General features: G+C 68.4%; 11 protein-coding genes and 2 pseudogenes. 6 read left to right on the top strand and 7 right to left on the bottom strand.

Annotated features, from left to right (window positions below):
• Positions 1-257 precede the first annotated feature (257 nt).
• The gene (locus ABZ845_RS28290) at positions 258-461 is read right to left on the bottom strand and encodes a hypothetical protein (RefSeq protein WP_360985004.1); all 204 of its coding nucleotides are present in this window, start codon (positions 459-461) and stop codon (positions 258-260) included.
• Positions 462-1,338: 877 nt separating this feature from the next.
• On the opposite strand from ABZ845_RS28290, the pseudogene ABZ845_RS28285 reads away from it, so the two are divergent.
• Positions 1,339-1,844: pseudogene (locus tag ABZ845_RS28285) on the top strand (IS6 family transposase); the annotation flags it as partial.
• Between the two features lie 312 nt (positions 1,845-2,156).
• On the opposite strand, the gene ABZ845_RS28280 reads toward ABZ845_RS28285, so the two are convergent.
• From ABZ845_RS28280 to ABZ845_RS28270, 3 genes are all read right to left on the bottom strand, one after another.
• Entirely contained in the window at positions 2,157-3,563 is a 1,407-nt protein-coding gene (locus ABZ845_RS28280; RefSeq protein ID WP_360985001.1) for an MFS transporter, read from the bottom strand.
• A 111-nt stretch (positions 3,564-3,674) separates the two neighbouring features.
• Complete coding sequence (locus tag ABZ845_RS28275) at positions 3,675-4,181, bottom strand: alpha/beta hydrolase (protein ID WP_360984998.1); 507 nt, start codon at positions 4,179-4,181, stop codon at positions 3,675-3,677.
• Between the two features lie 36 nt (positions 4,182-4,217).
• Positions 4,218-4,424, bottom strand: a complete 207-nt coding sequence (locus ABZ845_RS28270; RefSeq protein ID WP_360984995.1) for a hypothetical protein — start codon at positions 4,422-4,424, stop codon at positions 4,218-4,220.
• Between ABZ845_RS28270 and ABZ845_RS28265 the strand changes: the two genes are divergently transcribed.
• Positions 4,417-4,551 (top strand): hypothetical protein, encoded by a 135-nt coding sequence (locus tag ABZ845_RS28265; RefSeq protein ID WP_360984992.1) that lies wholly within the window; start codon positions 4,417-4,419, stop codon positions 4,549-4,551. The genes ABZ845_RS28270 and ABZ845_RS28265 overlap by 8 nt on opposite strands.
• A gap of 15 nt (positions 4,552-4,566) precedes the next feature.
• Here ABZ845_RS28265 and ABZ845_RS28260 read toward each other — a convergent pair whose 3' ends face one another.
• From ABZ845_RS28260 to ABZ845_RS28250, 3 genes are all read right to left on the bottom strand, one after another.
• Positions 4,567-4,992: a PPOX class F420-dependent oxidoreductase gene (locus ABZ845_RS28260; protein WP_360984989.1), complete on the bottom strand. Its 426-nt coding sequence runs from the start codon at positions 4,990-4,992 to the stop codon at positions 4,567-4,569.
• Between the two features lie 118 nt (positions 4,993-5,110).
• Positions 5,111-6,163, bottom strand: a complete 1,053-nt coding sequence (locus ABZ845_RS28255; protein ID WP_360984986.1) for an aldehyde reductase — start codon at positions 6,161-6,163, stop codon at positions 5,111-5,113.
• 61 nt (positions 6,164-6,224) lie between these two features.
• Positions 6,225-6,821, bottom strand: a complete 597-nt coding sequence (locus ABZ845_RS28250; RefSeq protein WP_360984983.1) for a TetR/AcrR family transcriptional regulator — start codon at positions 6,819-6,821, stop codon at positions 6,225-6,227.
• A gap of 646 nt (positions 6,822-7,467) precedes the next feature.
• Here ABZ845_RS28250 and ABZ845_RS28245 point away from each other — a divergent pair.
• From ABZ845_RS28245 to ABZ845_RS28230, 4 genes and pseudogenes are all read left to right on the top strand, one after another.
• Positions 7,468-8,337 (top strand): NAD(P)-dependent oxidoreductase, encoded by an 870-nt coding sequence (locus tag ABZ845_RS28245; RefSeq protein WP_360984980.1) that lies wholly within the window; start codon positions 7,468-7,470, stop codon positions 8,335-8,337.
• Positions 8,334-9,299 (top strand): alpha/beta hydrolase, encoded by a 966-nt coding sequence (locus tag ABZ845_RS28240; protein WP_360984977.1) that lies wholly within the window; start codon positions 8,334-8,336, stop codon positions 9,297-9,299. The genes ABZ845_RS28245 and ABZ845_RS28240 overlap by 4 nt, the downstream gene beginning before the upstream one ends.
• 56 nt (positions 9,300-9,355) lie before the next feature.
• A pseudogene (locus ABZ845_RS28235) lies at positions 9,356-9,496 on the top strand (transcriptional regulator); the annotation flags it as partial.
• A 41-nt stretch (positions 9,497-9,537) separates the two neighbouring features.
• Positions 9,538-12,471: a BTAD domain-containing putative transcriptional regulator gene (locus ABZ845_RS28230; RefSeq protein WP_360984974.1), complete on the top strand. Its 2,934-nt coding sequence runs from the start codon at positions 9,538-9,540 to the stop codon at positions 12,469-12,471.
• The last annotated feature ends 1 nt before the right edge of the window (position 12,472 follow it).

Below are 12,472 nucleotides of genomic sequence, written 5' to 3'. Positions count from 1 at the left end.
TCTCGACCAGTAGCACCGACCCGGCCTGCGAGACCGCCCCACGGCCGCCGCCCTCGACACGGACACGCGGGTACGACCCGCTACGCTTCTTCACCTGGAGAGTGCTTCTTTCCGTGCAGCTGACAGGACCCTCGACAAGTCCAATCGTTGCAGGTCAGCAGCACTCTCCACTTATTTGATCAAGACCCGGACGGCCCCACTCGCGAAAGCGCGAGGTTAAGGTGGGCAGGGTCGGCGAACGTCGGATGGGGAAGACACTACGAGTCGGCGTGATCAGGGCAAAGGCCTGCTTGCCCTGCCTGGCACCAGGCAGGGCGCGGCGTTTGCGGCACGCGCGCGGTCCACACCTCGGTGGCGAACTTCGTGTGCACCAGTTCCTTGCCGCTGTTCCTACCTGCCGCGTCGTGCTCGCCATAGCCGACGTGATCAGTGATCTCGCCCTCCAGGGCGGACTCCAGCACTAGCTTGATCTTTAACCTGTGCGGCATCGACTCATCACGACCACAACGGCCGGAGGGGAATTCTTCAACCACGCGAAGCGGGCGGCCTAAGATCCGGGCGAAGGGTCGACCCTTCAGGGACGCCGCTTCTCCTTCAGTCCCTGACGGATGACGCCGCCAGCGGAGACGAAAGCAAGAATGAATCCAGAGATGAACTCACCATCCAGACCACCAGTTGAGTAAAGGTACGCTCCGCATGCCACCAGGACAGCAGTCAGTACCCAACCGGTTACGATCAACCGTCGGGCGCGGCGGTGCCCTTGGGTCCTGGATTGAGCGGATCGATCCTGGCGCTGCGGGCTGTCGTACTTGCTTGACACTGGTACTCACATTCTTCTGGGTTCGGAGATACGGCTGGACGCGGAGCTGCGACCAACGAATTCGAGCCCCGCCTCCGGGAACTCCCCACCTCATTCCGGAAGCCAGCTCCCAGGGACTCGACCCCGGCAAGTCAGTGATCCGGCATCGGTTCCTCGAAGACGCTCGTCAAATACACGACTGGAGCCCTTCGGAAGGTTCAAACCGACCGTCCAGAGGCCACCCTGCCGGGCGTCACCGCGCCTCAGCCGCCGTCGTGTATGGCCGCGCCGGTCTGTGAGCCGACGGTGCGGACCCATGGGGCATGGGGCAAGATCGTGAGACGCACCACCATTGGCCTCAACGCCTACAGCCGGCGCCACGGGCCCGAGCGGAGCCGCTGTCCGGACTGTGGGGACTTCGCCGTGGACGGTGCCGATCCGCAAGCGTTCAGCGTTCGCGAGCCAGCTGCTCCAGCGGCACTGTCACGATAACTGACGGCGTGGGATGATCTCCGGGTTGACCTGCTGGAGGGGATCGCCTGTGGAGAGCGTGTCGCTGTCGGACAAGGGGCACCCGGTACCCGGTGGAGATCATCGCGCACTGTGAGTGGCTGTACTTCCGGTTCCCGCTCAGCTTCCGTGGGGTCGAGGAGCTGATGCTGGAGCGCGGCGTCATCGTGTCGTACGAGACGATCCGCCGGTGGTGCCTAAAGTTCGGGCAGGCCTGCCCAACTCCCTGCGCCGCAGACGTCCCCGGCCCGGCGACAAATGGCACCTCGACGAGGTCTTCATCAAGATCAACGGCGGGCTGAGGTACCTGTGGCGGGCCGTCGACGCCGACGGCAACATCCTCGACATCCTGGTCCAAAACCGCCGCGACAAGGCGGCGGCCAGGCGTTTGCTACGCCGCCTCCTCAAACGCACCGGCTCTGTACCGTGGGTGGTCGTCACCGACAAGCTCCGCTCCTGTGGAGCCGCCCACCGCGAGGTGCTGCCCTCGGTCGAGCACCGCTCCCATAAGGGCCTGAACAACCGGGCTGAGAACTTCGTCGCGTTGCAGCGCTGGCGCGACAGCGCGCGCTATCGGGGGCCAGCGGTGTTCTACACCGGCAGGATCACCCCGAACCGCGTCGAGAAGAGCAACCAGCTCGGCGCGCAGATCACCACCTCCAGCACGGAGTTGACCCGGATGACCGACGCCCTCTTGAGGCCAGCTCTGGATGCCCGCGTGGTTGATCAAGCACGGCACCGGACGGCACACGTCCCAGTGCGTAGACGGTACAAGGACGCCCGAAGTCCCCCCAACGCCGCGGACCACAGCGAGAGTTCCACCGCAAGGGACAAGGCCTGCGTCGGCTCAGTCGCGCAGCGAGGTGTCCAGGAGGGTCATTGCCAGAGCACCGGCGCTGACGGCGATGAGAATCCAGGCTGCGGTATGCAGGCCGTGGTCGGAGACGCCGTGGGCGTAAACGGTGCTGATGACGGCGGAGGATGCGATGGATCCCAGGGCCGTGAATGTACGGAACAGGCCGGAGACGGTGCCGAGTTCGCTGCGGGGGGCCTGCCTGGTCAGTGCGGTCTGGTTGGCGCTGGTAGCCGCGCCGACGGTGACGCCGAAGGCGAGCGAAATGGTGAGCACGGGCCAAATGCTGCTGGAGGCGGTGAGACGGAGGGTGACGGCGGAGGCTGCCGCCATGGCCAGGGCCGCCGCTGTGAGCGGGCGCCGGACGCGGCCACGGGCGGCGACGGGGCCGTTGATGAGGGCCGCGAGCATACCCATGGGCAAGATGAGGAGCCCGGCGGCCTGGGCCGAGTACCCGGCTGCTGACTGCAGCCACGGGGTCAGCCCGTACAGCACGGTGTAGACACCGAGGAGGGTGAGTGCGGTCCGTAGGTAGGTGCGCGTGAGCGCGGTGTGGGCGGCGAGCTGGCGGACGTCGAAGAAGGGGGTGCGGGCGCGTCGTTCCCATGCGATGAGGAGGCAGGCCAGGGCAAGGGCCGCACCGGCTATTGAGGGGTCGGCGTGCGGGATCTGCTGAAGGTAGATGACGAGCGCGCAGGCGGTGGCCCCGAACAGCAGCATGCCAGGAAGGTCGAGACGGGACAGAACGGCGCTGGCGGACGGGCGCTCGCGAGCGGGCGGATCGCGGTCGATCCAGGCGAGGGCGCAGGCGGCGGCGAGCAGGGCGCAGGGCACGTTGATGAGAAAGGTGCTGCGCCAGCCGAAGACGGTGACGAGGAGGCCGCCGACGGCTGGGCCGACCGCGACGGTCGCGTTGCCGATCATGGAGATGCGGCCCAGCACCGGTCCGGGCAGTGCCTTGCCGGGCGAACGCTGGCTGACCAGGGCCATGGCGGAGGGATAGCCGGCGGAGGTGCCGGTGCCGATGAGCAGGCGGGCAGTGGTCAGGGCACGCAGGTCATGCGCGAAGGCTCCCGCCAGTCCGCCGACGGTGACCAGCACACAGCCAGCCAGGAACACCCGGCGGGCTCCCAGGACGTCGGCGGCCCTTCCCGCGGCAGGCTGCATCACGGCGGTCGCCAGATATAGAGCGGAGACCAGGATGGTGACGCGGCCGGCGGACACGCTCAGATCGCGGGCGATGGGAACGAGCGCGGTGGCGATGAGGGAGGAGTTGATGGGGTTGAGCGCCGCCCCGATCAGCAGCGGGGCCATGAACCGGCTCGAGAAGGCGGCCTCGCTGTCGACGGTGGGTGCGGCGGCTGCCCGTTTCGGTGAGGGCACGGTGATGGCCTGCTCCACGAGTGGGCGCTCCTGGCCCTGGTCGGTCAGGAGGCGGGGTTGGCGGTGAGGTAGCGGTTGTAGAAGTCGGCGGTGCGCTTCATGTACTCAGCCCGGTGCTGAAAGAACGATTCACCGTGCCCAGCACCCGGAACGAAACCGTTTGGGAGAAGAAGTGACGGCGGCGCAGATCTTCTTGCCCATCCAGGTGGGGTTGTAGGTGTCGGCGTCACCGTGGACGACAAAGACGGGCAGTTTGGTCTTCTCGGCGGCAGCAAGTGCGTCGGCGTCGCCGAACCAGTAACCGGCAGTCAGCTTGGTCTCCAGGCTGGCGACGGCGACGGCTGGGATGAAGGCGGGCACATGGGCCACGTTATGGACCTGATAGGAGATCTCGTCGTTGACGGAGGTATAGCCACAGTTGTCGATGACGGCCCTGACCTGGGAGGGCAGGGGATCGTTGGCGCTGAGCATGAGCGCGGTCGAACTGCCCATGGAGATGCCGTGGAGCAGATTCTGTGCGTCGTCCCCGACAGCGGTGACGATGCGGTTGAGCCGGCCGATGTAGTCGTCCCGGTCCTTGAAGCCCATGCCGACGTAGTCGCCGCCGCTCATCCCATGCCCGCGCGCATCGGCCATGAACACGTTGAAGCTGCGCTCGCGGGTAGGCGGCGCCTAGTACTGCGCGGGGAACCTGTAGCCGACGGTGTCCACACCGTCCGCGCGCTGCGTCCAGCGCCGATGAGGCGTCGCAGTGATCCACTTCCAGCCCTCTGTACGGGCGCCTGCCATGGTCAGTGACATCGTGTCTGCCCCCTTGGGGGCGTAAGTGCCGAGCGGGGCGGCTCGCTGGATCGCGGCGTGGAAGAGGAACGTGCCCACGCCGACGGAGGCGACGGCCCACAAGGCGACCAGCGCGATGGCCGACCTGACGAGCCATCTGCGGCGCCTGGATGGGCATGTCTGCTCGCCCTCCTGCGTCGCTCGCTGGTGGATGGCGGCGGGGTGATGACGGGCTGTGCACTCATGGCGATGGTTCCTCGGGGCCTGGGCAGGCGCGGGTCAGGGGGGTGAAGGTGATGGCGAGGGCGACGCCGGGGTGGGCGGCACGTGGGATGAGGCGGGTGAACCAGTCGGTCAGGCGGACGATAAGGTACCGGCGGGCGAGGACGCGGCGGGCGGCCCGGCTGGCGTCGGTGTCGAGGATCTGCGCCTGCGCCTCGTAGCGAGTCGCGCCGACGGAAACACGTCCGCGTCCGTCGCTGATGGTGACGGTGACCCGGGGGGTGTGGCGGAGTCGTTTGATCTTGCCGCTGCCCGGGTCGGTCCACACCACCAGGCGGTCGCCGTCGGGGGCCAGCCAGACCGGGGTTGAGACCGGGGCGCCGTTCATGCGGTAGGTGGTCAGGCTGATGTGCCGCGAGGCGGCCACGTCCGAGGGGATGCTCATACGATTGGTCCTTGGTACCGGGCGGCCGAGGGGCGGTCCGAACAACAGGGAGAGTAGGGTCGGGCAGGCTCCGTCGGCCTGCCCGACCCCGCAAACGGTGCGTGCGCGCCGCTGAGGGCTACTGGTTGTTCGCGGTGGGAAGAAGGCCGAGCCTGAGAAGGCTCTCGGCGGTGGTGGCGACGGAGTCGTCGCTGCTGCGCGGGCTCCAGCCCAGCAGGGTGCGGGCCTTGTCGTTGCTGACGTGCCGGATCTTGCCGAGGTTCGGCAGCATGCCCTTGAGCGCGGGGTTGGCCTCGGCGGCCTGGCGGATCACCTCATCCGGCAGCTCGACGGCCGGCACCTGACTGGCGGCGTCGCCGAGCCGCTCGCGTACGGCGAGCGCGATCTGGTGCAACGACACCGCATCGCCGGCGGCGGCGATGAAACGCTCCCCGGCGGCCTCGGGCGCGGTCATGGCCCTCAGGTGCAGCTCAGCGGCGTCCCGTACGTCGACCACTGCGAAATACAGCCGTGGGGTGCCGGGCAGGCCGCCACTGAACAGGCCAGTGATCATGTTGATGGAGGAGGAGTGATCGGCGCCGATGACCGGGCCGAAGATACCCACCGGGTTGACGACCGCCAGTTCCATGGCGTTGCCCTCCTGCTCGACGAAGTCCCAAGCGGCTCGCTCCGCCAGTGTCTTGGACTTGATGTAGGCGGGGATGTCGCTGTCGGTGTCGGTCCAGTCGTCCTCGGTAAAGGCCCGTTCGGTGGCGGGGCGGCCGTAGCCGACGGCGGCGAACGAGGAGGTGACCACGGTGCGTGCGACGCCGGCGTCTCGGGCCGCCCGCAGTACCCGCAGGGTGCCCTCGCGTGCCGGGATGATCAGGTCGTCCTCGTGGTCGGGTTCTCGGCCCGGGAAGGGGGAGGCGGTGTGCAGGACGTAGCGGCATCCGGCGACTGCGCGGGCCCAGCCGTCGTCGCGGGTGAGGTCGGCCTCCACAAAGGTGAGCTTCTCGCCCGCGTCCACGCCCATGGCTTCCAGGTCCCCACGGACCTGGGCCTCCTTGTCCAGGGAGCGCACAGTGGTGCGGACCTGATAGCCCTCGGTCAGGGCCTGGGCGATCACGCGGCCGCCGAGGAAACCGGATCCTCCGGTGACCAGGACGATGTCAGCTGCAGTGCTGCTCATGAGAGGGTTCCTTGCCTTTCGAAGCGAATGCGTGCCAGAAGAGCCGGTCGGGCAGGCGGAGTCAGCGGGCGGAGGTCAGGGCCGGGAGCAACACGGCGTCGGTCACGGCCATCAGCTGGTCGGCATTGGCCTCTTGGCCAGTGAAGAGCTTTTCGACGAAGAAGCTGCCGAGCAGGAACATCTCCGCATGTGCCAGTGCCGGGTTGTCGGGGCGGATCGTGCCGCGCTCGACGTGCCGCGCGAGGATGTTGCGCAGTGCATCGAGGTACGGGGCGAACAGGACGTCCCGCAGTGCCTGTGCGAGCTGAGGGTCGGTCATGACCGCCTGCCAGATCCCCAACGTCGGAGCGCCGGACGGGTGAGGCTTGGGCATTTGGCGGACCAGCTCCACCAGGTCGCCGCGCAGATCGCCGGTGTCGATACGCGGCAGCGGAGCGTACTTGCGGGCCTTCATCGCCGTGATCACCAGCCGGGGCTTGTTCTCCCACTGCCGGTACAGCGTGGCCGTGCTCGCCTTGGTACGGCGCGCTACCTCGTCGACGGTCGCCTGCTCGTAGCCGACCTCGGCGACCAGGTCGAACGTGGCATCGAGGATCTCTCGTTCCCGCTCGACCGTCAGCCGCTTGCGCCGCGATGAAGCCGGTGCCTGCTTGTCCATCACTGATCCCTGTCACTGTCTGCCGGTTGTGTGCTGTGCCACCCAGAGGATGGAAGTAGCGAAAACGCGCTTTCGATAGTACGTTTTCGAAAACGAGTTTTCAACTCGTGGGCCGAACGCGACCACGGCGGCACACATGCCGCCCCGAGCAGACAGGCATCACCGTGAGTGAACAGACTGTTCTGGTGACCGGTGGGAGTGGATTTCTCGCCGCGCACTGCATCGCCCGACTCTTGGGCCGCGGATACCAGGTGCGCACCACCTTGTGCAGTGTCGCGAAGCGCGACTCGGTGACCGGCCGCCGGGCAGCGGTTCATCGCCGCGGCCGGCGACGCCGCGCTCCTTCACTCATCGCCGTCACGCTGCGCGAACGCCTGGGGGAGGGCGCGAGCCGGTACCCAAGCGACGCCTGTCAAGCCTTGTCGTACGTCTCGGCGGCCTCGTGGCCCCGACGAGGCGCGAAATGAGCGGCAACCTTGGCGCTGTGCGTCACGTCGATGCCAGCCGGGCGCGCGGTGCTGGGCTGGCAGCCGCGAGCCACCGAGGACGCCGTCGCCGCCAGCGGACAGAGCTTGCTCGACCTCGGGCTCCTTGCCCCATACCGCCGACCAACCGTCAACCGACCGTTCTGTGTTGGGAGTTCTTCATGTCCACATCCGCTTCTCCCGTCAGGGCTGTCGGATTCATCGGCTTGGGCGACCAGGGGGCGCCCATGGCCCAGGCGCTCGCCAGCAGCGACTTCGAGCTGCACGTCTGGGCCCGCAGCTCCAGGAGCCTGGCCGCGCTGGAGGGCCACCGGCATACCGCGCATCCGGATCCTGCGGCGCTAATCAAGGCGGTGGAAGTGCTGGCACTGTGTGTGACCGACGACGACGGGGTGCGCTCCCTGGTCACGTCCGATCAGACACAGGCGGTGTTCCGGATGGGGCAGATCGTCGTCAACCACGGCACCGGCGACCCGGACGAGAACCGCAGGATCTCCGCCGAGTTGGCCGAGTCGGGGGTGCACTACCTTGACGCGCCAGTCAGCGGCGGCAGCCCCGCCGCCCGCTCCCGCTCGCTGACCACCATGGTGGGCGGTGATGCCGATGCCTTCGACGCCTGCCGGCCTGTCTTCGACGTCTATTCCGCGACCGTCGCCCACATGGGACCGGTCGGCGCAGGCCAGCTGACCAAGCTCCTCAACAACTCCATGACCATGTCCAACCTGGCCAATGCCATCGACATGGTCACCATCGCCGACGGCCTCGGCCTCGACGTGGAGCAGGTCATCAGCGTCATCGGCGCCTCCAGCGGAGCCAGCACCAGCCTGACGAATCTCGCGGCCACCACCGATCTGGATCTCGCCGCCCATCTGCAGAGCCTGTACGCCAAGGACATCGAGCACTTCGCCGACACGGTGCGCGCCCAGGACTTGGACCCCGCGCACCTGCACGAGCGTGGCACCTTCGCCGCCCACCACTTGAGGGACACGGTCGCCACCCTGGCCCGTCACCGCACCACGGAAGGCATATGACCATGGACTTCACCCGCATCCTCGGCGCCACCGCAGCCGGCATGATGCTGGCCGGCGCGGGGATCGCCGCAACCGCGTTCAACATGGCCATATCCCGCAAACCGCCGCTGAGCAACGAGGTCACCGAAGAAAGCGACCTGGTCGCCGCCACCATGGCCGGAGCCCGCCGTGACGGGCGCGACTGGCTGAGGTCCACCGCACATCAGCGCTGGGAGATCATCGGCCACCGCGGCGTCCGGCTCGCCGGCTACTACGTTCCCGCCCAGGCGACCACGCACAAAACGGTCGTCCTCCTGCACGGGCACCGCGCGGACGCCACCCTGATGGGCCCGTTCGCCCGCGACTACCGGGCCCGCGGATTCAATGTGTTCCTGGCCGACCACCGTGCCCACGGCAAGAGCGGCGGACGCTACGTCGGCTTGAGCTGGCTCGACCATCTCGACCATCTGCGCTGGCTGGACCGGCTGATCACCGAGGTCGGACCCAGCGCAGATATCGTGCTGCACGGTCTCTCCATGGGCGGGGCGACCGCTCTGATGCTGGGCGGCTCACCCGACCTGCCCGGACAGGTCCGCGCGGTCGTCAGCGACTGCGCCTTCAGTTCCGCCTACGACGAACTCGCCCATCAACTGCGCACCCGGCACCTGCCGGCCAGAGCCGTCATGCCGCTGGTCGACCTGTTCACCCGGGCTCTGGCCGGTTACCGGCTCACCCAGGCCAGTCCCCACGATGCCGTCACCCGCACCCCCATCCCCGTCCTGCTCATCCACGGCGGCGCCGACGCCTACAACCCCACCCCCATGGCCCATGAACTCCACGAGGCCAATCCACGTACGTCGTTGTGGATCGTGCCCGGGGCCGACCACGGCATGTCCTACTTCACGGACCCCGACGCCTACCGCGAGCGCGTGCGCCAGTTCCTCGCCCCTCTCACCCACGAGGAACCCGCCCCGGCCGTCTGACCCAAGCGCTATCGCGACAGGCCGATGAGCCAGCTCATAACACCAGGGAGGAGCCTGTGGAGCTGACGAGTGCCTTGGGTAGTCACCTCAGGGCCCTGCGCGGGCAACTGCGGCCCGACGACGTGGGCCTCGAGCCGGGCAGGCGTCGCCGGGTGCCGGGCCTGCGCCGTGAGGAGGTCGCCCACCTTGCCGGCATCCGCACCGAGGGCCCTCCTGAGGACGGACGCGTCGGTTGCACATGTCATCGCAGTCGGCACGGGGAGACTCTGTGCGTACGCGTTTCGCTGTACTCGGCCCAGTAAGAGTGTGGCGGGGCGACACGGAACTGGCGCCGGGACCGCCCAAGCAGCGTGCACTCCTTGCGTTGCTGCTGGCTCAGGTGGGGCATCCGGTTGCTGTCCACGAGATCGTCGACGTCCTGTGGGGGCAGGATCCGCCGGACACCGCCGTCAACGTGATCCAGCGGCATATCGGAGCATTGCGCCGCCTGCTCGAACCCGATCTCCAGGCCAGGGGCGAGTCGCAGTGGCTGGTGCGCGGCTCGGGCGGCTACCGCCTCGACCTGGACCCCGACTCCCTCGACCTGCTCCGCTTCCGGACCCTGCGGCAGCAGGCGGAGCATGCGGCGCAGGACGGGGAACCAGCCAGCGCCACCGAGCTGTTGATCGAGGCATTGGCCCTGTGGCGTGGGCCAGTGGCGTCCGGGATTGCCCCAGAGGTGAGGTCCTACCCGGCCTTTACTGCCCTTGACGCCGAGCATCTGGCCGCCGTCAAGGAGGCAGCCGAGCTCGCCCTGGAGGCCGGACCAGGCCTGGGCGCGCGGGTGCTGGTGACGCTCAGACAGGCTGCCGCGCAGCACCCGCTGGACGAAGGGCTGCAGGCCAGGCTGATCCTGATGCTCGCGGCCACCGGGCACCAGGCCGAGGCCTTGGACGTGCACCAGAGCATTCGCACCAGGCTCGCGGACGAACTCGGCGTACAGCCGGGTCCCGAACTGCAGGCCGCTCAACAACATGTCCTTGACCGCCCCCACGCTCTACGCGCCACGAAGCCGGTCGAAGGCGTGGAGTCGACAGACCGCGACGAGGGCCGGGGAGAGGCGGCCGATGCCACGGAGGCGCAGCCAGCCGTCATCGTTACCGTGCTTCCTGCCCAACTCCCCGTGGACTTGCTCGTCTTCACCGGCCGACGTCGCGAACTCGCCCATGTGCAGAAGCTGTTGCCCGTGCCAGGCGAACAGGTGTCGACCGTAGTGATCAGTGCGATCGGCGGCATGGCCGGTGTCGGGAAGACGACACTGGCGGTGCACTGGGCGCACAGTGTCGCGGACCGTTTCCCCGACGGGCAGCTCTACGTCAACCTGCGCGGTTTCCATCCCACAGGCTCGATCATGAGCGCGGCTGAGGCGATAATGTCCTTCCTCGACGCGCTCGGCGTCCCCCCACAGCGCATCCCTGCAGGGCTGGACGCGCAGGCCGCGCTGTATCGCAGCCTTCTCGCCGACCGGTGCGTCCTGATCGTTCTCGACAACGCCCGTGACACCGAGCACGTCCGCCCCCTGCTGCCCGGCGCGCCCGGCTGCCTTGTCGTCGTCACCAGCCGTAACCAGCTCTACGGGCTGGTGGCTGGCGAGGGCGCACACTCGCTGACGCTGGACGTGCTCAGCCCGGCGGACGCCCGGGAGTTCCTGTCCCGCCGACTGGGAGTCGACCGCACCGAGCGCGAACCCGGCGCCGTGGACGAGATCATCGACCTGTGCGGACACCTCCCTCTTGCGCTCGCCGTCGTCAGCGCCCGTGCGGTCGTGAACCCGAGCTTCCCACTGGCTTCCATCGCCGACGAACTGCGCGAGAGCGAGGGCAACCTCGACGCATTCTCCGGGGAGACCCCCGCCGCGGACGCACGCAGCGCGTTCTCCTGGTCGTACCACCTCCTCACCCCCGCAGCCGCCCGTGTCTTCCGCCTGCTCGCCCTGCACCCCGGCCCCGACTGCTCGCTCGAGGCCGCCGCAAGCCTGGCCGGGTTGCGGGTCGGTCAAGTCCGCCCGCTGCTCGCCGAGTTGGTTCGAGTCCATCTGATTTCTGAGCCCGTGCCGGGTCGCTACGGCTGCCATGAACTGCTACGCGCCTACGCCACCGAGCTGGGCCTGGCCCAGGACGGCGCACAGGACCTGAACCTGGCCAGTCGCCGCATGCTCGACCACTACCTGCACAGCGTGCACGCGGCCGACAGAGTCATCGCGCCCACCAGGGAGCGCCTCCAACTGCGACCCCACGCGGCCGGGGTGACTGTCCCGCGCCTGCCCGACCAGGCGGCCGCGAACGACTGGCTGGAGACGAACCGGTCCGTCGTGCTCGCGGCGATCGAGCAGGACGCGCGACACGGCAGCGGCGAGCACTGCTGGCAGTTGGCCGCGACCCTGTACCTGCACCTGGACCGCGGCGGCCGCTGGCAGGAGCAACTCACCGCACAGACAACGGCCTTGGGGGCAGCGCAACGTCTGGGCGACATTCGCGGCCAGGCGCACGGTCACAAGGCGCTCGGCTTCGCGAGCGGTCGCCTGGATCTATGGGACGAGGCCGACGCACACCTCGTGCGTGCCCTCGAACTGTTCGGCGAGACGGGCGATGCAGTCGGCCGGGGCCGGGTCCATCGCCACTTCGCCTACCTGGCTAACCGGCGCGGACGGCACGACGAGGCCCTCGACCACTACGTCGAGGCGAGCACCCTCTACCGAGCGGCCGGATGGCACAGCGGCGAGGCGTACGTCGCCAACGAGGTGGGATGGACGTACATCCTGATGGGCGAGTACGAAGACGCCCTGAAAGAGTGCGGCCGGGCGCTCTCGGTCCACCAGGAGACCGGCGACCGCAACGGCGCGGCCTCCGCCTGGGACAGTCTCGGCTACGCCCATCACCATCTGCACGAACACGAGCGGGCGCTCGAGTGCTACGAGCATGCCCTGTGGCTGTACCGGGAGGGCCACGAGCGCTACCTGGAGGCCGACACCCTGGTGCACATCGGCGACACCCACCGTGCGGCCCGTCACGACACCCGGGCCGCGCTCGCCTGGCGCGAGGCTCTCGGCACCCTGGAGGAGATCGACCACCCGGAGGCCGCGCACGTCCGCGCCCGGCTGAAGGACCTCGCCGTACCGGCCCCTGGTCAGTAAA

Source organism: Streptomyces sp. NPDC047022 (assembly GCF_040644155.1).
Classification (GTDB): Bacteria; Actinomycetota; Actinomycetes; order Streptomycetales; family Streptomycetaceae; genus Streptomyces.
The sequence above is the reverse complement of the archived record's forward strand: the minus strand, read 5'-3'. Positions and strand labels throughout refer to the sequence as shown.